The organism is Polyangium fumosum, assembly GCF_005144585.1.
Classification (GTDB): Bacteria; Myxococcota_A; Polyangia; order Polyangiales; family Polyangiaceae; genus Polyangium; species Polyangium fumosum.
Genome location: NZ_SSMQ01000024.1, coordinates 18,923 through 38,094 on the forward strand (window position 1 = coordinate 18,923; position 19,172 = coordinate 38,094).

Consider the following 19,172-nt stretch of genomic DNA (forward strand, 5'->3'; position numbering starts at 1 on the left):
TGAGGTCCAAGGGCTTTCCGGCGCGCCCATTTCGCGCTCGTGCCTCGTTCCGAGGTTCGAGAACTCCTTGACGATCGCGCGTGAGCGGACGTACCGTCACTGCACACTCCTTCCCTCCCAAGCGCGAGCTGGCCCCATGGCGAAAAATACTTACCAGACGTACACCGAAGAGACGCCTTTTGATACGTACCGCGAGGATTTCATCCGCCGGGGCGCGATGTGCAGCGCGCTTGCCCAGCGGTATCCCGGGCTCGCCGCCGTCGGCGCCGAGGCCAGCGCCCTCGTCGCGGAAATCGACGGCCGCCGAGCCGCCTTGCAGGCCGCCGAGGACGATCAGATCCGGGCGCGCGCCGTCGAGGACGCCGAGAAGCTCGATGTCGTCGACATCTACACGGAGCTGCGGCGGACGATCGCCGTCAAGAGCCCGGAGGAGGCGCTCACGCTCCTGCCCGAGGCCCCTTCCGCGCTCCGCCGTCTCGGCGCTGCGACGTTCACGGATCGCACGAACACGGCCCTCTCGAACCTGCGCACGCGCGGGGTGGACGATCCGCTCCGGGTGGCCTTTCTCGACAAGCTGGAGAAGGAGCTCGCGGAGTTCTCCACCGCCGACAAGAACGAAGACAAGACGCGCCTCGCGCTCCAGAGCGGGAAGGTCGCCCTGACGCTCTACAAGTCCGAGCTCTCGCAGGTGCGCGAGGCGGAGCTGGGCACGATCCAGAGCATCCTCAAGGACCGCGAGAAGACGGCCCTGTTCACGATTCCGTGGCGCAAGACGAGCCGCTCCAGTGCCGCCGCCGCGCCCGAAGCCACCCCCTGAAGCGCAGGCGCCCGTGCGGGGGACGGAAAACGCACCCGCGATGGTGCGGGACGCGTCGCAAGCGTCCGACGACGCTCCCCGCATCCCTGCGGCAGGCGTGACGATCGCCTGAGCGCCCCTCTCCCGCCGACGCCGGGCTCGTCGCAACCGGCTTGCCGGGCCTTGCGCGATGCCGCGGGGAGCCGCGCAGCCGCCTGCGTGAGGTCCCGCATCATCGCTCCTCCGTGGGTCAGGGGCGCGCGGACGACGCCGCGTCCTCGCAGGGCGGCTGCTCGGGCGTCTGCTGGCGCGGGATGCCGTGGAAGATGCGCGTGGAGGGTGCGGAGAGCGCCCGCCACGCGCGAACGGTCCCCCTTCGGGACCAGCGCTGTGAAGCGCGCGCCTTGCAGGGCCTCATCCCTTTTGCGGCTTTGCCCGCGCCTTGCGGCGGGCCTCGCGGCGCTCGATGAGCTCGCGGAAGAGGCGGGCGCGCTCCTCGATCTCCGCTTCAATCATTTTTTCAAGGTGTTGTTGAAAACCGAGGCCATATGCGAAGGGGACAGCCATCTGAAACCCAGTGTCATTTTCCTCAGCCCCCTCCAACTCCCATCGAAGCGGAATCCCGCTCTGCACGAGCATGCTGCGAATGCCACTCAAGGCATTCTGGATGGCCCCCATCGAATCTTCGCTGTAACCAAATTGAATCGATTCGTCGCCGAGCCCCAAGATGATGAACGGGCATTTCCAGGGCCCGGCGCCAGGGGGCCATACTGGAACACCGATGCGGACCACCACGATGCCCCCGACGGCATCACGCCGCTCGAGACGGCGCTCGGCCATCCAGCGCGTTCCTTTGGTTCTCGAGGTGATCTTTTTAGGCTTGGACATTACCATCTCCCGAATTTCTCGTTGCACCAACCGCGCTTTTTCTGTTCGCTCTCATTCACTAGACTCCAGCACCTCTCACGGGCGCGGAGATTGGGGATCGAATTGCACAAGTTCTGCCAAAGCACACCGCCGGCCGCGGCAGCATCAAGGCAGCTATTCAAGTTCGGCTTGGGCCGCTTCCGAGCCGCCTCCGCAATATCCGACTTGCCAATCTCCACCGACGCGGCGATCACGACGATGATGGGGGCCGCCTCGATGATGAGGTCGGCGAGGGCGATCGCCACGAACACGAGCGCACCGGGGTGCCCGACGAGCCCACGCTCGGCCGGCGTCTGCCCGTGCGTAGATGCGGCGGACGCGGAAAGGCGCAACGTGGACAGCCTGAGGAGCTGGTCCGGGACGGTCATGCCTCGCAGCGCGATCCGCATGCATATCGCGAGCTCTTCATGGGGCACGCCTCTGCTCTTGACATCCACGACCTGCCCATCTTCGTCGACCGTCAAGGCGACGTCGAACGTGAACTTCCCGCGGGGAAGGTCACCCCCGAATTCATCGACACATTCCCGCAGCCGCTCCGCGGTGGCGTCCGGGACCCGCGGGCGTTCGTCCTCCACCGTGGGATAGACGATCTTCGCCGCGCAGCCGAGCGGCACGAGCGCCGCCGCCGCGCAGCCGAGGAGCCCCCACGAGACGAGGCTACGCAGGCGTGGGACTCTCATTTCCCACAGGAGACACGAGGCATTGGGCTCTGTCCATCCACGTGGTGCGCGTCTGCCCGCGCGGACGCCCCCATTCACCGATCCGCCAGCACCTCGACCACGATCTCGCACATATCGTCCCCGCGCAGCGGCGAGCGCGTCTCTTCCACATGGAACCGCACGCCACCGCCGCCGAAGAGCCCCGCATACGACTTCGCGCTGATCGGATTCGGCACCGCGAAATCCACCCGGTGGAGGAGCTGCATCACGGCGAGGACCGCGCCCTGCTGAAAGAAAAGGCGGTTTCGCACGGACGCACCATACCGCGTCCCGTAATAGATGCTCTCCTGCGTGGTCGGGCTCCGCACGACGAGCGATTGGCCCGGGAAAAACTCGACCGAATACCAGCGGCCCCAGCCGAGCACGCGGGCGATCGAGAGGAGCTTCTCCAGCCGGTGCTCGACCGGCCCCGTCGCCTTCGAGGAAATCGCCCACTCCGGCGACGAGAGCACCCCGCCGAGCAAATGAAACGCCCCCGCCTGCGCCGCCTCGCGCACGAGCGCCGCATACACCGGCACGAGCTCCGGCGTGCGGCTCTCCAAAAGGTGCATCGTGTCGAACGTGATCTGGTTTACGTACCCGACCGGCACGATCGCGAGGCGCACGCCAAACGCCGCAAGCGCGCCCTCCTCGGTCGCCGCGAGGTTGCGGAGGACCCGCATCGCCGAGGGAATGGCATGCGGATACTGCGAGGCCGGCGCGTCGAGCGGCGGCGCCTTGAGCGGGAGCCCCGCCACGACCTGGCGCGTGACCGCCATCCCGAGCCGCGGCCTCTCCGGGCGGCGCGAGAGCGTGAAGGTGCAGCCGGCATCCCCCCGCCCCACGCACGCGACCTCCTCGGCCTCGAAATGCCCCCAGTCCGAGGGAAACGCGAGGCTCGCCGCCGCCGCCGAGAAGCCCGCCGCGAACGAGTCGACCGGTTGCTTGTGGCGGATCTTCTTGCCGTACTTCTCGGCGAAGCTCGCCCCGTAGAAGAGCGCCTCGCCGCGCACCATGCCGCCCTCGGCCGTCACGTCGAAAACAAGCTTTCCATGGCCCATCGCCGAGAAAAGCGTGGACGCGGCTTCGAGCCGGTCCTTCGCGCCCTCGACGCTCTGCGCCTTGAAGACCGCTTCGAGCAGCGCGTGCGAGCTCTCGAAGGCGGATTGCTTGCGCACGGCCCAGCCCTCGCCGCCGAGCGCGTCCGAGACCGTCTGGTCGAGGAAGATCGCGTGGTGGTGGCTCTGGACGTAGACGAGCTGGTCGCTCAGCGTCAGGAGCGAGTGCGGCTGGAGGTCGCGGACGAGCTCGCCGAGCGACCTCATAACTTGCTCCGAAGCTCGGCGCGGTCGATGCCGAGGATGTCCTCCGCCGCCGTTTCGACGAGGACCATCGCGTCGGCGCCGAGCGACTCGGGGTGGTCGAGCGCGATCGGCTTGATGCCCGCGCGGAGCGAGACGCGGAGGCGCACGACGTGTGGATCGGGCGCATGGGCGTCGAGGTACGCGAGGAGCTTCGTCGCGCGGTCGATCTCCGCCTTCGTGCCGCGCGGGGGCGGGCGCGACGAACGCACGACGACCGCGCCGCTCGCCGGAAACGCGAGCGTACGCGCCGGCTCCTCGTGCTCGGCGTCGTCCGGCGCGGGCTTCGAGACGACGTTCACGGTCGGCGGCGGCACCGAGACCGCAGGCACGCCCGAGGACGGCGTGGCCGACTCCTCCGGCAGCTCCGGCCGGAGCGTCATGGTGATACGCGCCGCGTGGTACCGGACAAAGCCGAGCGGCACCGTGCCGTCGAAGGAGGCCGCGACGACGTGGCTGTGCACGCGCCGGAGCACGATCACGCGGCCCGGCATCTCCAGCGTGATCAGCGGGTCGGAGAGGTCGGCCGAGCCCGGATCGAGCATGGGCGAGGGCGAGAGGAAATCGAGCCGGCGCGCGTGGACCTGGCTCGTCTTGTAGACCTCGCGCAGGCTCTGCGTGACGGCACCCGCGGTGTAGCCGGAGCCCGGGCGAATCCAGGCCGCGTGAATCTTCCCGTCGGCGATGTGGAACGCGACGATCGCCTCGCACCCGTCGACGCTCGCGGCGAGCTGCTCGACGAGGGACGCGCCGGTGGGAGCTCCTTTCGGCCGAGCAGGCCGCGCCGTCATGGTCCTCCGGTACGCAACGCGTCGCCGAGTGCATGCCGGCAAGCGAGGCGAATCCCCAGGGACTGGTTGGGCGTGAGCGGGCGGGCGCGGTTCAAGCCGACGAAAAAGAGCGTCGGGCCGACCTGGAAGCCGATGAGCTGAAAGCACGGCCCCTCGCCGATGTGCATCTCGAACGTCGCGCCCAGGTTGCCGGGCACCGCGGACGCGAGCGAGGCGATCGACGAGGCGACGAGGCCCGAGCCCGCGAGCTTCGCCTCGGTGTCGCTCACGGCCCCGGCGAGCGGCAGGCCCGCGGCGTCGGCGAGGAACACGTCGGTCGCGCCCGTGACTTCGCCGATCCACTGCACGATCTTCTCGCAGCGCTTCACGGGGCTCGTGATGCCCGAGAGATCCGGCAGCTTCGGCAGGTTCCGCGGCGAATCGCCCAAGCTCGCGTCCGGGTCTTGTGCGGCAGAGGCCGCGCCGTGCCCGCCACGCGGCGTCGTCGGCTGGAGCGGCGGCGGCGAGGCCTCGGTCGCCGGCGCGGTCGCCCCGGGATCGAAGGAGACGAGATCGGGCGGCAGCGGCTCGACGGCGGGCTGCTTCTTCTTGCCCTTCTCTTCTCCCGAGAGCGAGGTCGCGGCCGCGATCGCGTTCGTGAGGTCAAACGAGGAGCGGGATCGGGCCATCGTCCTCCTCCGTGGCGGCGCCGCTCTGGCTGTCGAGGCGATCGAGCACGTCGTTCGCGAGCTGATCGAAGACACGCGCGAGCGGCGGGGGGCGCTTCTGCATGAGCAGGAGCGGCGAGCCGCGCAGCGACGCTTCGAGGAACACCTCGTCGCGGGGGATCACGCTGTCGAGGATGATGCCGCCCGGGAAACGCGTCCACAACGTCTCGGCGACCTCGAGCGAGGCCGGCGTCTGCCGGTCGAACATCGAGAGCACGATGCCGATCAACGTGAGGCGCGGGTTCTTCTCGGCGCGGACGCGGTCGACGAGCGCGAGGATCTGGCCGACGGAGCGCAGCGCGAGCGGCTCGGCCTGGAGCGGCGAGAGCACGTGCGTCGCGGCCTCGAGCGCGCGGCTCGTCACCTTGCCGAGGCCCGCGGGGCAGTCGAGGAGCACGAGGTCGAACTCGCTCTCGAGCTTGCTCAACATCCCGGTGAGCATGCCGGTGCGCGTGAGCGCCTCTTCGAAGCCCGCGACGGTCGTGGGATCGACGCGGCCGACGCTGAGCACGTGGAGCTGCGGGTCGCGGGTCCGGAGGAGGACGTTGCCGATGTGCTCGGCGCCCGTGAGCACCTCTGCGATGCCTGGCCGCGCGCGGTCGGGGAGCCCGAGCGAGAGGCAGAGGCTGCCTTGCGCGTCGAGCTCCATGAGCAGCGTGCGGTTGCCGGCCCGGGCGAGGGCGAGACCCAGATTGAGCGAGATCGTGGTCTTACCGACGCCTCCCTTTTGGCTGGCCACGCAGATGACGTGCATGCTTCTCGCGCCATCGTAGCAGGACACCACGCGAAAAGGTGGGTCGCGCGGCGACGAACTAGATCAGGCTGAACCGCTTCATGAGCGATCCGCACAGATCCGACTGCGGATTTCTTTGACGCTCGATCGCGAGCCCAGCCCGGAAGATCGCGCGCGCGGCCTCCAGGTTGCCGAGCAAGACGTGACAGATGCCGAGCATCTCGTGATCTGCCGGGTCGCCGAGGGCCGACACGAGGTCCGTGAGGGGTGGCACAGCGGTGCGATGCGCCTCGACCATCGCAGGCGTGGGCCGCTCGGGGTTCGGCGCGCCTTTCGCCATGATCATGAGCTTCAGTGCGCTCCTCTGGTCCTCCGGCCGATGCTCCGCGAAATCCGGCCTCGAGAAGAGATCGCGGTAGCCCGCGTACGCCTCGTCGAGCTGGCCATCCCGCCAGTGCTTCACGATGGCCTTGACCGTCTGGACCAGTTCCTCCTTGTTCGCCATTCTGGGAACCATACACAAGTGCACGCGCGGAGGGGAGCCGCGAGCGCATCCCGGACGCGAGAGAGACGTCCGGAACGGGGAGCAGAGGGCGCGGAAGAGGTTAAGCTCTCCCCAGGATGTTCCTCGATTTCCTGTACGAGCTGCGGGGCAGGCAGGTGCCGGTCGGGACGCAGGAGGCCGTGGCGCTCGGCCGCGCCCTCGCCGCGGGGCTGCACGACTCGTCGCTGGAGGGTTTTTACCACGTGGCGCGGGCCCTCTGCGTGCACTCCGAGGCCCACCTCGACGACTTCGACCTCGCCTTCGCCAAGCATTTCCGGGGCGTGCACGTGGAGGCGAAGAAGATCGCCGAGGAGCTCAAGGCGTGGCTCCAGGATCCGAAGCAGCTCCGGCAGCTCAGCGAGGAAGAGAAGGCGATGATCGAGGCGCTCGATCTCGACGAGGTGCTGCGCCAGTTCGAGGAGCGGCTGCGCGAGCAGAAGGAGCGTCACGACGGGGGCAATCGGTGGATCGGCACGGGCGGGACGTCGCCGTTCGGCCGCGCGGGCTTCCATCCGTCGGGGATCAGCATGGGCGGCGGCTCGGGCGGCAAGAGCGCGATTCATACGGCGGACGCGCGCAAGTACCGCTCGTACCGCAGCGACATCACGCTCGACGTGCGCACGATCGAGGTGGCGCTGCGCAAGCTCCGCGGCTTCGAACGCGAGGGCGCCGTCGAGGAGCTCGACATCGAGGGGACGATCGACGCGACGGCGCGAAACGCAGGCGAGCTCGAGGTCGTGACGCGGCCGCCGCGACGGCCGAACACGCGCGTCCTCCTGATGATGGACGTCGGCGGCTCGATGGATCCGTACGCGCACGCCGTCTCGCAGCTCTTCAGCGCGGCCAAGCGCGCGACGCACTGGAAGGAGCTGCGCACGTACTACTTCCACAACTGCGTCTACGGGAAGGTCTACAAAACCGAGGGGTTTCAGGACCCGGTGAGCGTGCGGGACCTCATCCACGAGTGCGGCAAGCACTACAAGCTGGTGATGGTCGGCGACGCGTCGATGGCGCCCTACGAGTTGCTCGGCGCGGCGAGCTGGGGCGACGACGCAGGCACGCCGGGCGTCGGGTGGCTCGCGATGTTGCGCGAGCACTTCGAACGGTCCGTCTGGCTGAACCCGGATCCGCCGAGCGGCTGGTCGCACGGCACGGTGCAGATCGTGAAGGACGTGTTCCCGATGTACCAGCTCACGCTCGAAGGGCTCGGCGAGGCCGTGGCGCAGCTCGTCCGCGGCGGGCGCACGCGGCGCTAGAACAACGAGCGGTTGGACAACCGCTCATTGTTCTAGCTCTTTTGTCCCGAGGGGGACGCCTCGCGTCCCCCTCTCGCCCAGGCAAAGCCCGGTCGATTCACCCCCCGAGGCGAGCTCGCTTCACGCTCTCGCAGAGCGCCGAACGAATCGGCGCTCTAGGAAGCGCGCTTTGCGGGCAACGTGAGCCGGAAGAGCGCGCCGCCCGAGGGCGCGCCGAGCGCCTCGACCGTGCCGCCGTGCGCATGCGCGATGATGCGGCACAAGGCGAGCCCGAGCCCCGTGCCCGTCGGCTTGCTGGTCACGGACGGCTCGAAGATGCGCGGCGCGATCTCCGGATCGATCCCCGGCCCATCGTCCTCGACGTCGACCACGACAGCCTCGCCGGAGGCGAGCGCCCGCACGACGATCCGCCCCCTCGCGCGGCCTTCGAGCGCGTCACGCGCGTTCAGGAGCAGGTTCGCGATCACGCGCTCGATCAGGATCCGATCACAGACGACCTCGAGATCCGGCGGCGCCACGCGCACCTCGATCGTCGCGTTCACGTCGAAGAGCTCTCGCTCGGCACAAGCCACGATCTCCGCGACGGACGCAGGCTCCACGTCGAGCGGCTCGCCGCGCGCGAGGGCGAGGACACGGTCGATCACCGCTTGCCCCTTCCGCACCTCGTTCTCCGCGCGGGCGAGGTGCTCGCCGAGGCGCGCACGATCCTCCGCGTGGCGCCGCGCGAGGTAGAGCGCCGACTCGATCGCGGCGAGCGTGTTCCTGAGCTCGTGGGCCACGCCTGCCCCGAGAGCGCCTGCGATCGCGAGGGCCGCCGCGCGCGCGTCTCGATCGTTCGGATCGGATGCCGTCGTCACGACGCGCGAGTCTAGCGCGAAGACGCGAGAAGCAAGGTCCCCCGGCGGCGGCGTGGTCCTCGTCGACTCGCTGCCATCACACGCCGACGCCGGGGGACCGATCCAAGCGAAGCAAAGGAAGAGCGCTCGCGCGCTGCGACGAGAGCATTGAGCAAGAGCCGGGCCGCGCACGCTTGCCCGCAATTCCAGCGTCCCGCCCGAGGGTGCGAAGGCGCCTCCTCTGACAACGCTGTCGCATCGGTGGGTCGTCGTGTGCGCAGGGCCCTCCGCCCTGCGGGTGCCACGGGCGGAGAAGTTCAGCCGCCCGCGAGGATCTGGTAGGCGAGCCGCGCCGCGAGCGCGAGCGAGACGAGCAGGACGGCCGAGCGAATGAGCTGCTCGCCGCCCTTCACGGCCGCGCGTGCGCCGAGGACGCCGCCCACGGCTTGCGCCACGGCCATCGGCAACGCGAGGCGAAAGTCGATCCGTCCGGCGAGCGCGAAGCTCACCATCGCGGTGAGGTTCGAGGCGAAGTTCGCGACCTTCGCGTTGGCCGTCGCGCGCGTCAGATCGTCTCCGAACACCGTGGTGTAGAGCAGGATCAGAAACGTCCCCGTGCCGGGTCCGAAGAAGCCGTCATAAGCGCCGATCACGAGCGCGATGGTCACGGCCGTCGCGAGCGGACGACGCTCGGCGATCACCCAAGGCTTTGGCGCGGGAGGCGGCGCGTCGGGCTTCGGAGGCGCCTTCGGCCGTCGCCCTCCGCGCGCCGCGAAAAAGACGGCGACACCGATCAGGAGCACGAGCACGATCGGGCGCAGCACCTCGGGGCGCGCCGCCAGCAGCGCGCGCGCGCCCGCCGCGGAGCCGAGACCCGCGGCGAGAAACGTCGGCCAGAAGCGCTTCTTGTCGACGTGGCCCGCGCGCACGAACGAGAGGAGCGACGCGCCCGAGCCGAAGACGGCCTGCCCCTTGTTCGTGCCGAGCGCGAGGCGGGGATCGGCGAGCGCCACGAGCAGCGCGGGCACCGTGAGCAGTCCGCCGCCGCCGGCGATCGCGTCAATCAGGCCGGCGGCGAGGGCGACCGCGCAGAGGAGCGGGAGGACGAGCACGAACGGGAGGGCGTTTCCTATCCAAAAGCGAGCGTGCTGTCACTCGGCGCCGGCCGACACGAGGACGGGCGCGCCGGCGGCGGAGGCCGACGCGCGTTCCCGGCCGAGCGCGCTCTTCACCGCGGCGAGATCGAGCGGCGAGAAGCGCGCGTCCGAGGCGCCGCCGAAGAGCTCCAGGCGGATGGCGCGGTGCGCCGGAGCGACGCCGCCCTCCCCGCAGATCACGGCCGCGATCTCCGACGACTTCGCCGCGCCCGAGCCCGTGATCTCCACGAACACGTCGAGCGCGACGAGATCACCGAACAGCCCTGCGCGCTCGAGCGCCGCGCGTGCCTCCGCGCCGCCCACCTCGACCGCGAGCAGGTACTTCCGCACGTCGACGATCTTACCGATCCCCTCGATCTCGCGCCGAATCGGGAGCGACGGCGCCGCCATCGCCGTGCGGCACGCGGCGGCGAGCATCTCCTCGGCGGTTTGCCCGGGCGGCACCACGAGCGCCGCGCGCGCGAACGCGAGCACGTACCGCGCGCCCCGGATCACGCGTGAGATCGCCGCGTCCTCAGGCCCGAGCAGCGCGGCGCCGCGGAACCGGAGGCCCGAGGGGCTCGCCGTGTTCATCCGCTCGACGAGCGAGGCGACCTCGGCGGGCTCGAGCGCGCGTTCGAGCCGCACGTCCGCGTACTCGTCGAGGCTCGCCACGCCGAGGGAGAGCGCGGGCGAGAAGATCATGTCGGGCTTCGGGTGGAAGCCCTTCGTGTAGACCATCCGCTCGCCGACGCGCCGGAACACGCGCGGAAGCTCCCGCACCACGTCGAGGTGCCCGAGCAGCGCCATCGCGCCCGTCTTCTCGAAGCGGACGCGATACAAAAATCCGCCGCGCCCCTTCATCGGCGGAGCCTTCTTCACCGGCGCGGGCGCCTGCTCGATCGCCTCGGCCTCGTCGTCCACGGGGGCCTCGACGACCGGCGCCGCCGCCACCACGGCATCCGTGATCAGCGGCAGCCGCTTGTTCGCGCCGAGCTTGCGGAGGAAGTCGACCCGCTCGCCTCGCATCTGCGTCATGTCGCAGGCCACGCCGCAGTCGTAACAAACGAGCCTGCGTTGATCCGCGACCGCGTCCTCCACGTTCGTGTGGTGCACGAACGTCCCCGCGACCTTCCCACACGGCGGGCTCAACCGGTTCTGCAGCGCCTTCCGGTACTCGCGCGCCAAAAACCCTTCTTCGAGGCCGACGTCGATGTGGTCCCAGGGCAGCCGCGCGGTCACGGGGATCGTCCCGAGGAACCGCGTTCGATCCGTCCCGAAGTGCGTGAAGGCCTCCTCCCACACGTCGAGCCGCAGCCGATCGTCCCACGAATCGAAGCGCGCCCCGTTCCGGTACGCGCGCTCCAGCACGTCGCACAGGCTCCGATCTCCGCGCGCAAAAATCCCTTCGAGCACGCTCGCCTCGGCGCCGTGCGTCTTGAGCTTCACGTTGCGGTGGTACTTCACGGTTTGCCGCAGGAGATCTTGCTTGCGCGCGACCTCGCCGAGCGTGTCCATCGCGGCCCACTGGAACGGCGTGTGAGGCTTCGGGACGTGCGTCGATACGCTCACCGTCACCTCCACGTTTTTCTTGCCGATCTTCCGGCCCACGCCGGCCGTGCGCACGCCCATCTCCACGATCCCGGTGACGTCCGCGTCCTCCTCGGTCGGCAGGCCGATCATCGAGTAGAGCTTCATCCGGTCCCAGCCGCGCGAGAAGATGCGCTCCGCCGTCTCGAGGAGCTGCTCCTCGGTGACGTTCTTGTTCACCACGTCGCGCATCCGCTGCGTGCCCGCCTCCGGCGCGAACGTCAGCCCCGTCGCGCGCACCCGCTTGAGCTCGTCGAGCAAATCGGGCTCGAGTCCGTAAGCGCGCAGCGACGACACGCTCATGCTCACGCGCTCCTTCGCGAGTTTGTCCGCGACCTTCTTGATGAGCGGCGAGATGCACGACACGTCCGCCGTGCTGAGGGCCGTCAGCGACACCTCGTCGTTGCCCGACGCGCGCACCGCTTCGAGCACCGTGTTCACCACCTGCTCGGGGTCCCGCTCGCGTACGGGCCGGTAGATCATGCCCGCCTGGCAGAAGCGGCACCCTTCCGTGCAACCGCGCGCGATCTCGATCGACACCCGATCGAAGATCGCTTCCGGCCCGCCCGTCGGGCTCACGGCAGGGAACGGGTACTTGTCGAGGTCGACGAGCGCGCGCTCGATCGGCAAGGGCAAACCCTTCTCGATCGCCGCCTTCACGATCTGGAAACTCGTCTCCGGATCGACCTCCGTCCGGTAAAGCGAGGGCACGTAGACCGCGCCGAGCTTCGCCAGCGCCACGAGCCGCTCGCGCCGCGGCACGCCCGCCTTGCGCAGCCGCGCCCAGGTCAGCGCCACCTGGGTCGCTTTCTCCTCGCCGTCGCCGATCACGACCGCGTCGATGAACGCGCTCACCGCCTCGGGGTGCGTCGCCACCGGCCCGCCGGCGATGACCAGCGGATCGTCCTCGCCACGATCGGACGAGCGCAGCGGCACGCCGCCGAGGTCCAGCATGAGCAGGACGTTCGTGTAGGTCAGCTCGAACTGGAGCGAGAAGCCGACCACGTCGAAGTCCCGCAATTTTCGTTTGGTTTCCAACGAAACGAGCGGGATGCTTCGAGCTCGTAGTTCTGCCTCAACGTCTTTCCACGGCGCGTAGCAGCGCTCGGCTAGCGTGCGCGGATCGTCGTTCAGGAGCTTGTAGAGGATCTTGAACCCGAGGTGGCTCATCCCGATGTCGTAGACGTCGGGGAACGCGAGGCAGACCGTCGCCTCCACGCTGGACCAGTCCTTGACGACCGAGCCGACCTCACCGCCGGTGTAACGCGCGGGTTTCTCCACGCGATCGAGAAAAGCGGCGTACGGGTGGCCATCGAGAACTGCGGGGGCTTCTGCCATGGGAAAACCTCGGGCGAAGGGTCTCTCGGGTAGCACGCGTGAACCGCAGCGAGAAGGTTCGCGTGCAGCGAACGTGCGCATGGGTGCGCCGGGTTGCGCGGGCTGCCCTTGGCGACTAGGTTGCCCGCCCTCGTGTCAAGGCGTTTCGAGCTCGTCTCAGGCTTCACCCCGCGTGGCGACCAACCTCGTGCGATCGAGGCAATCAGCGGTGCCTTCGGCCGATCGGAGACCTTCCAGTGCCTGCTCGGCGTCACGGGCAGCGGCAAGACATTCACGGCGGCCAAGGTCATCGAGCGCCTCCAGCGCCCGACGCTCGTCCTCGCGCCGAACAAGACGCTGGCGGCCCAGCTCTACGGCGAGATGCGCGAGCTCTTCCCGAACAACGCCGTCCACTACTTCGTCAGCTACTACGACTACTACCAGCCCGAGGCGTACGTCCCCGCGAGCGACACCTTCATCGAGAAGGACGCGATCATCAACGACGCCATCGACCGGATGCGCCACGCCGCCACGCACGCGCTCCTGTCCCGGCCGGACGTGCTCATCGTCGCCTCCGTGAGCTGCATCTACGGCATCGGCTCGGCCGAGAGCTACCACGGCCTGCTCATCAAGATGGAGCGCGGCCAGGAGCTCCGCCGCGACGAGCTGCTCCGCCGCCTCGTCGACATCCAGTACGATCGCAACGACATCGACTTCCACCGCGGCACCTTCCGCGTGCGCGGCGACGTCGTGGAGATCTTCCCGGCGTACGAGGAGACCGTCGCGATCCGCGTCGAGTTCTTCGGCGACGAGATCGAGGCCATCAAGGAGGTCGATCCCGTCCGCGGCAAGGTGCTCGGCACGCTCGACCGCATCGCGATCTACCCCGGCTCGCACTACGTCACCGAGCAGCAGCAGCTCCGCATCGCCATCGCCTCGATCCGCGAGGAGCTGCGCGACCGGCTCGAGTTCTACGACAAAGCCGGCCGCTTCCTGGAGAAGCAGCGCATCGAGCAGCGCACGATGTACGACCTCGAAATGCTCGAGCAGATGGGCTTCTGCAACGGCATCGAGAACTACTCGCGCCACCTCTCGGGCCGCAAGCCGGGCGAGCCGCCGCCCACGCTCATCGACTACTTCCCGAAGGATTTTCTCCTCATCATCGACGAGTCGCACCAGACGATCCCACAGGTCGCGGCGATGTACCGCGGCGATCGCGCGCGCAAGGAGACCCTCGTCGAGTACGGCTTCCGCTTGCCGAGCGCGCTCGACAACCGTCCCCTCAAGTTCGAGGAGTTCGAGTCGCACTACGACCGCGTCCTGCTCGTCAGCGCCACGCCCGGCGACTACGAGCTCCAGAAGACCGGCGGTGAAGTCGTCGAGCAGATCATCCGCCCGACGGGCCTCACGGATCCGCAGATCGTCGTTCGCCCCGTCGCCGGCCAGGTCGACGATCTGCTCGAACGCATTCGCGAGCGCGTCTCGCAGAACGAACGTGTCCTCGTCACCACGCTGACGAAGCGCATGGCCGAGGATCTGACCGAGTACTACACGGAGCTCGGCGTGCGGGTCCGCTACCTGCACTCCGACATCGACACGCTCGAACGCGTCGAGATCCTCCGTGATCTTCGGCGCGGCGAGTTCGACGTCCTCGTCGGCATCAACCTCCTGCGCGAGGGCCTCGATCTGCCCGAGGTCTCGCTCGTGGCGATCCTCGACGCCGACAAGGAAGGCTTCCTCCGCAGCCCGCGCTCGCTCATCCAGACGATCGGCCGCGCTGCGCGTAACGTCCGCGGCGAGGTCATCATGTACGGCGATCGCGAGACGGACGCGATGCGGTACGCGATCCAGGAGACGAACCGCCGCCGCGAGATTCAGAGCGCGTACAACGTCGAGCACGGCATCACGCCCGCGACGGTCACGAAGGCGATCCTCGATCTCTCGCCGACCTCCGGCGCGCGCGACTACTACGCCGTCCCCAAGGGCGGCGCGGGCCGCGGACCTTCCGGCAAGGACACTGCGCCGACGGGCGCCGATCTCGCCGAGCGCGTCGAAGCGCTGCGCCTGGAGATGTTCGCTGCTGCGGAAAACCTCGAGTTCGAGAAGGCGGCGCGCCTGCGTGATCAGCTCCGCGCGCTCAAGGGTGAGCTCGAAGATGCCGGCGTCGAGGTCGCGCCTCCCGCGACCAAATCCAAGCCCAAGCCTCGGGCAAAGGCCAAGACGGGCGAGGCACCGGCGGCGCGCGGCGGCGCGAAGAAGTCGAGCGCGCGTGGGAGCGGCAGCACGGGCCGAGGCCGCTACCGCTGAGCGGCGGCGGCCTTCGGCCCGGCGCGATCTCACTCGCTGCGGCGGCGGATCGCGGGGATGTAGCGGGCCTCGATCGGCCCCTCGGCGCCCGACGCTTCGAGCGCTTCGATGTCGACGTGCACGCGCGACACCTCGGCGATGAGGGCCTTCATGTCGAAGCCCGACGTGCCGTCGGGCGCGTCGCGGAGCTGGTCGAGGGCGAGCTCCAGGAGCTGGGCTGCGCCGCTCGGGCTCTTGGCGCGATGCAGCTTGTGCATGGCCGTGGCCACGAGGATGAGGCCCTTCACGAGCTCACGCGCCGGGTCGGCTTCCGGCCGGGTGCGGCGGAAGTCCTCCCACAGCTCGTGCGCGTCGTAGAACCTCTCCGCGGCGTATGCGTCGAGGGCGTTCTGGAACAACGTCTCCGGGTCTTTCGACGGCGGCGACACACGCGGCTCGAGCACGGGCCCTGCGCCCACGCTCTTCAGCGGCGGAATGAACGCGTCTTCCAGGTTCTTTTGCGCGAGCGACAGCAGGCGCTTGATCTCGGCGAGGCACGTGCGCGTCGCGTCGCGGAACGTCGCGAGGTCGATGCCTCCGTGCACGTCGGGCAGCGCGTCGAGCTTGATCAGCGCGCGTTCGAGCAGGTGTACCGATCCGCGGAGCTCTGCGTTGTGACGAACCTTGTGCATCGCGTTCGTCACTTGAATGATCGCCTGCAAAAACCGGCGATTCGTCTCGTTTTGCTCGTCCTGGTAGACCTGCGTCCAGATGTCGTAGGCATCGAAATGGCAACCGGCGCGGTACGCCTCGAGGCCTCGATTGAAAGCAGCTTCACGATCTTCGTTCGCGTCGTCGGCCATGGCGGCGTGGGAGACGATACACGACCAGGACGGGGTTTGAAAGGGCGGGGGCATGCTTTCCGCAGATCCTCTCGTCGACCGGACGGGCTCGTGCCGACGTACATGCGCCAACCGGGCGACACCTCGGGTCTGTCCGAGTACATGTAGAGCGCCTATCCGATCCATCTCACATTCTCTGCGTCACGAAACCGACGCAGCGGACCATCGAGCGGCGCGCGCGCTTTTTACCGCTCGTGTTTCGCCTGTGTCCCGCATCGTGGATCCATCCGCCGCGCGACGCTCCCTTGGGCGTCTCCGGATCGGAGCAACAACATTCTTCGGGAGACTTTCATGATCGGAACGACACGAACGAGCCTGCTCCTCCTCCTTTCGGCTGCGGCGCTCGCCGGCACGGCCGGCTGTAGCGACGATGCACCGCTCCCGCTTGGCACCTCCAGCTCGACGACCGGCAGCGGTGGAATGGGCGGCATGGGTGGCTCCGGCGGGACCGGCATGGGCGGCTCCGGTGGGACCGGCATGGGCGGCTCCGGCGGCGTCGGGGGCACGATGAGCGTCTGCGGCAACGGGGTCGTCGAGGAGGAGGCCTGCGACGATGGCAATTCGACGCCGGGCGACGGCTGCAACGATTGCATCGTCGAGGAGGGCTGGGAATGCGGAGCGCCGTGCACGCCCATCTGCGGCGACGGCCTCGTGAAGGGCGCCGAGTCCTGCGACGATGGCAACAAGAACCCCGGGGACGGCTGCAGCGACGCCTGCGCGACCGAGGCTGGTTATCAGTGCACCGGCGAGCCGAGCGCTTGCTGCGCGCCGCAGACCGAGATTTGCGACGGAATGGACAACGATTGCAATGGCGTCCCGGATGAGGGCTGCGATTGCGTCGACGGCACCACGCAACCCTGCTACATGGGCCCGCCGGGCACGGAGAACGTCGGCATCTGCGTGGGCGGTGACCAGACGTGCGCGAACGGAACATGGGGCGCCTGCGTCGGCGAGGTCCTCCCTGCAATGGAGGTCTGCGACGGCCTCGATCAGGATTGCGACGGCACGCCCGACGACAGCGTCGGCTGCATCTGCATGCCTGGCACCACGCTGAACTGTTACACGGGCCCGATGAACACCGAAAACGTCGGCCAATGCAAAGGCGGCACGCAGACCTGCGCGGCCGACGGCAAATCGTACGGCCCCTGCCTCGGCCAGATCCTCCCCGCGCCGGAGAACTGCGCGACCCCGGTCGACGACGATTGCAATGGCGCGGCGCCCGCTTGCACCGGGGCGCACGTGGTCAGCAAGGGATTCGGCGACGCCAGCGCCCAGCAGGGCCTCGCGATCGCCGTCGACGCCATGGGCAACGTCCTCGTCGCGGGCAACTTCACCGGCACGATCGATTTCGGCGGCGGCACGCTCACGAGCACGGACGCCGTCGACGTCTTCGTCGCGAAATTCACCGCGCAGGGCAACCACGTCTGGTCGAAGGCCTACGGCGGCACTGGCGATCAGACCGCCACGGGCCTCGCCGTCGATGCGCAGGGCAATGCGTTCGTCACCGGCAACTTCGCCAATGCGATCAACATCGGCGCCACGACCCTCACGAGCGCCGGCGCCGACGATTTCTTCGTGGCGAAGCTCGACGCCGCGGGGAACGAGCTCTTCGCCAAGGGGTTCGGCGCGACCTTCACGCAGACGTCGTCCGGCGTCGCGGTCGATGGCGCGGGCAACGTGGTCGTCACCGGCGCATTCTCCGGCACGTTCTCCTGGGGCATGACGATGCTCACGGGCGCCGGCAACCTCGACGTCTACGTGGCGAAGATGGACAACGCGGGCAACCCGCTCTGGGCCAAGGGATTCGGCTCCGCCCAGAACCAGCAGGGCCTCGACGTCGCGACCGACGCCGCTGGCAACGTCATCATCGTCGGCGCAATGGAAAACGTCGCCGATTTCGGCGGCGGCCAGTTCGTGAGCGCCGGCGGCGAGGACGTCTTCGTCGCGAAGTTCAGCCCCGCGGGCAATCACCTTTTCAGCCAGCGCTTCGGCGACGCCTCGGCTCAGCGCGCCCTCGCGGTCGCCGCGGATCCCAGCGGCAACATGCTCGTCACGGGCCAGTATGCGGGCACGATCGACCTCGGCGGCGGCATGTACACGAGCGTCGGCGCCGACGACGGGTTCGTCGTGAAATTCGATCCGAACGGCGCGCACGCTTGGAGCAAGAGCTTCGGCGCCGTGAGCGCGCAGCGCGGCAAGGATATTGCGACCGACGCCTTCGGCAACGTTCTCATCACGGGTGAATTCTTCAGCACCCTCAGCTTCGGCGGCAATACGATCGCGACGGCCGGCATGGCCGACGCGTTCGTCGTCAAGCTGAGCCCCACGGGCACGCAGGTCTGGCTCCGCGGCTTCGGCAACAATCAAAACGACCGCGGCGAGTCCGTCGCCGTCGACGCCGCCGGCGCCCCCTGGTTCACCGGCTCGTTCATCGGAAACGTCAATTTCGGCGGCGGCGCCCTCGCGGGAGGCGCGGCCGACAACGTCTACCTCCTCGGCCTCGCGCCGTGACGCGCGCCGACCCGACCCGCGCGTGATCCGGCCGCGGGGGCGAGCGAAATGACGCGCTCGCCCTCGCGGCGCCTTCGCGATGTGTGTGGACCTTCGGGCCTTTCGGGGCTACACCTCCCACGTGACGAAGGATCAAGGGAAACGCGGGGGCCGGGGTCGCAAAAAGGGCAAGGGGGCCTCCGCGAAGGGCGCGTGGGGCAGCCTCGCCGCAGCGGGGGGCGCCGTCGCGGTGCTCGGCGTCCTGCTCTACGGCTCCTTCAGGGCGGAAGGACCGACGGCCGCCGTGAGCCCCGAGCCCGTCGCCGCCGTCACGACCACGCCTCCCGCCGTCACGCCCGCGCCCGCGCCCGGCCCGCCGCCCGTAAAATCGGCGAATGGCGAGAACTGGAACGACGCGCAAATCGCCTGGCAGGGCTACGAGGCCGGCATGGCCCGCGCGAAGGCCGAGAACAAGCCGGTTTGTCTCGTCTTCTACACCGCCTGGTGCCCTCATTGTCGCAATTATGCGAACGTCTTCCACGATCCGCGCATCGTGGCGCGCGCCAAGGATTTCGTGATGATTCGCGTGAACCCTGACGACGAGTCCGCGATCGGCGAGCGGTACGCCCCCGACGGCTCGTACGTCCCGCGCACGTTTTTCCTTGCCCCGGATGGCATGCTCATGGCCGACGTGCACGCGCCGCGACCCAAGTTCCAGCATTTCTACGACGAGAGCAACCCGGCGTCGCTGCTCGGCGGCATGGACGCCGCCGTGCGCAAGCTCGCGCGGCCGATGTGAGTC

The 19,172-nt window shown here is 68.9% G+C and carries 16 protein-coding genes; 5 read left to right on the forward strand and 11 right to left on the reverse strand.

Annotated elements, in window-relative coordinates; all coding sequences use genetic code 11:
- The first annotated feature begins 136 nt into the window (after positions 1-136).
- Complete coding sequence (locus tag E8A74_RS22850; protein ID WP_136931173.1) at positions 137-817, forward strand: hypothetical protein; 681 nt, start codon at positions 137-139, stop codon at positions 815-817.
- Between the two features lie 393 nt (positions 818-1,210).
- On the opposite strand, the gene E8A74_RS22855 is transcribed toward E8A74_RS22850, so the two are convergent.
- From E8A74_RS22855 to E8A74_RS22885, 7 genes are all read right to left on the reverse strand, one after another.
- On the reverse strand, positions 1,211-1,690 hold the full coding sequence (locus E8A74_RS22855; RefSeq protein WP_170229300.1) for a DUF6968 family protein: 480 nt from the start codon (positions 1,688-1,690) through the stop codon (positions 1,211-1,213).
- Complete coding sequence (locus tag E8A74_RS22860) at positions 1,684-2,403, reverse strand: hypothetical protein (RefSeq protein WP_136931175.1); 720 nt, start codon at positions 2,401-2,403, stop codon at positions 1,684-1,686. Before E8A74_RS22860 ends, E8A74_RS22855 begins: the two co-directional genes overlap by 7 nt.
- A gap of 74 nt (positions 2,404-2,477) precedes the next feature.
- Complete coding sequence (locus tag E8A74_RS22865; protein ID WP_136931176.1) at positions 2,478-3,746, reverse strand: hypothetical protein; 1,269 nt, start codon at positions 3,744-3,746, stop codon at positions 2,478-2,480.
- Positions 3,743-4,573 (reverse strand): hypothetical protein, encoded by an 831-nt coding sequence (locus E8A74_RS22870; RefSeq protein ID WP_136931177.1) that lies wholly within the window; start codon positions 4,571-4,573, stop codon positions 3,743-3,745. Before E8A74_RS22870 ends, E8A74_RS22865 begins: the two co-directional genes overlap by 4 nt.
- Complete coding sequence (locus E8A74_RS22875) at positions 4,570-5,241, reverse strand: hypothetical protein (protein ID WP_136931178.1); 672 nt, start codon at positions 5,239-5,241, stop codon at positions 4,570-4,572. Before E8A74_RS22875 ends, E8A74_RS22870 begins: the two co-directional genes overlap by 4 nt.
- On the reverse strand, positions 5,216-6,034 hold the full coding sequence (locus E8A74_RS22880) for a ParA family protein (RefSeq protein WP_136931179.1): 819 nt from the start codon (positions 6,032-6,034) through the stop codon (positions 5,216-5,218). Before E8A74_RS22880 ends, E8A74_RS22875 begins: the two co-directional genes overlap by 26 nt.
- A gap of 58 nt (positions 6,035-6,092) precedes the next feature.
- Positions 6,093-6,518, reverse strand: a complete 426-nt coding sequence (locus tag E8A74_RS22885; RefSeq protein ID WP_136931180.1) for a hypothetical protein — start codon at positions 6,516-6,518, stop codon at positions 6,093-6,095.
- Between the two features lie 116 nt (positions 6,519-6,634).
- On the opposite strand from E8A74_RS22885, the gene E8A74_RS22890 reads away from it, so the two are divergent.
- Complete coding sequence (locus tag E8A74_RS22890) at positions 6,635-7,813, forward strand: vWA domain-containing protein (protein ID WP_136931181.1); 1,179 nt, start codon at positions 6,635-6,637, stop codon at positions 7,811-7,813.
- A 155-nt stretch (positions 7,814-7,968) separates the two neighbouring features.
- Here E8A74_RS22890 and E8A74_RS22895 read toward each other — a convergent pair whose 3' ends face one another.
- The 3 genes from E8A74_RS22895 to E8A74_RS22905 all read right to left on the reverse strand — a co-directional run bounded on the left by E8A74_RS22895 (position 7,969) and on the right by E8A74_RS22905 (position 12,713).
- Positions 7,969-8,670 (reverse strand): sensor histidine kinase, encoded by a 702-nt coding sequence (locus tag E8A74_RS22895; RefSeq protein WP_136931182.1) that lies wholly within the window; start codon positions 8,668-8,670, stop codon positions 7,969-7,971.
- Between the two features lie 296 nt (positions 8,671-8,966).
- Complete coding sequence (locus tag E8A74_RS22900) at positions 8,967-9,761, reverse strand: TSUP family transporter (RefSeq protein WP_136931183.1); 795 nt, start codon at positions 9,759-9,761, stop codon at positions 8,967-8,969.
- A 39-nt stretch (positions 9,762-9,800) separates the two neighbouring features.
- On the reverse strand, positions 9,801-12,713 hold the full coding sequence (locus tag E8A74_RS22905) for a TIGR03960 family B12-binding radical SAM protein (protein WP_136931184.1): 2,913 nt from the start codon (positions 12,711-12,713) through the stop codon (positions 9,801-9,803).
- 132 nt (positions 12,714-12,845) lie between these two features.
- Here E8A74_RS22905 and uvrB point away from each other — a divergent pair, with 132 nt between their 5' ends.
- Positions 12,846-14,999 carry an excinuclease ABC subunit UvrB gene (uvrB, locus tag E8A74_RS22910; RefSeq protein ID WP_136931185.1) on the forward strand — a complete coding sequence of 718 codons (2,154 nt, stop codon included), beginning with the start codon at positions 12,846-12,848 and terminating at the stop codon, positions 14,997-14,999.
- Positions 15,000-15,028: 29 nt separating this feature from the next.
- On the opposite strand, the gene E8A74_RS22915 is transcribed toward uvrB, so the two are convergent.
- Entirely contained in the window at positions 15,029-15,895 is an 867-nt protein-coding gene (locus E8A74_RS22915) for a DUF309 domain-containing protein (protein WP_170229301.1), read from the reverse strand.
- 276 nt (positions 15,896-16,171) lie between these two features.
- Here E8A74_RS22915 and E8A74_RS22920 point away from each other — a divergent pair, with 276 nt between their 5' ends.
- Together E8A74_RS22920 and E8A74_RS52560 are read left to right on the forward strand one after the other, a co-directional pair.
- Positions 16,172-18,391: a DUF4215 domain-containing protein gene (locus E8A74_RS22920; protein ID WP_136931187.1), complete on the forward strand. Its 2,220-nt coding sequence runs from the start codon at positions 16,172-16,174 to the stop codon at positions 18,389-18,391.
- A 121-nt stretch (positions 18,392-18,512) separates the two neighbouring features.
- Positions 18,513-19,169: a thioredoxin family protein gene (locus E8A74_RS52560; RefSeq protein ID WP_170229302.1), complete on the forward strand. Its 657-nt coding sequence runs from the start codon at positions 18,513-18,515 to the stop codon at positions 19,167-19,169.
- Positions 19,170-19,172: the final 3 nt, after the last annotated feature.

Coding starts and splice junctions, on each gene's coding strand:
- E8A74_RS22855 (WP_170229300.1), bottom strand. CDS start 1,690: ATGGTAATGTCCAAGCCTAAAAAGATCACCTCGAGAACCAAAGGAACG.
- E8A74_RS22865 (WP_136931176.1), bottom strand. CDS start 3,746: ATGAGGTCGCTCGGCGAGCTCGTCCGCGACCTCCAGCCGCACTCGCTC.
- E8A74_RS22920 (WP_136931187.1), top strand. CDS start 16,172: ATGATCGGAACGACACGAACGAGCCTGCTCCTCCTCCTTTCGGCTGCG.
- E8A74_RS22905 (WP_136931184.1), bottom strand. CDS start 12,713: ATGGCAGAAGCCCCCGCAGTTCTCGATGGCCACCCGTACGCCGCTTTT.
- E8A74_RS22885 (WP_136931180.1), bottom strand. CDS start 6,518: ATGGCGAACAAGGAGGAACTGGTCCAGACGGTCAAGGCCATCGTGAAG.
- E8A74_RS22850 (WP_136931173.1), top strand. CDS start 137: ATGGCGAAAAATACTTACCAGACGTACACCGAAGAGACGCCTTTTGAT.
- E8A74_RS22880 (WP_136931179.1), bottom strand. CDS start 6,034: ATGCACGTCATCTGCGTGGCCAGCCAAAAGGGAGGCGTCGGTAAGACC.
- E8A74_RS22870 (WP_136931177.1), bottom strand. CDS start 4,573: ATGACGGCGCGGCCTGCTCGGCCGAAAGGAGCTCCCACCGGCGCGTCC.
- E8A74_RS22860 (WP_136931175.1), bottom strand. CDS start 2,403: ATGAGAGTCCCACGCCTGCGTAGCCTCGTCTCGTGGGGGCTCCTCGGC.
- E8A74_RS22915 (WP_170229301.1), bottom strand. CDS start 15,895: ATGCCCCCGCCCTTTCAAACCCCGTCCTGGTCGTGTATCGTCTCCCAC.
- E8A74_RS22890 (WP_136931181.1), top strand. CDS start 6,635: ATGTTCCTCGATTTCCTGTACGAGCTGCGGGGCAGGCAGGTGCCGGTC.
- E8A74_RS22875 (WP_136931178.1), bottom strand. CDS start 5,241: ATGGCCCGATCCCGCTCCTCGTTTGACCTCACGAACGCGATCGCGGCC.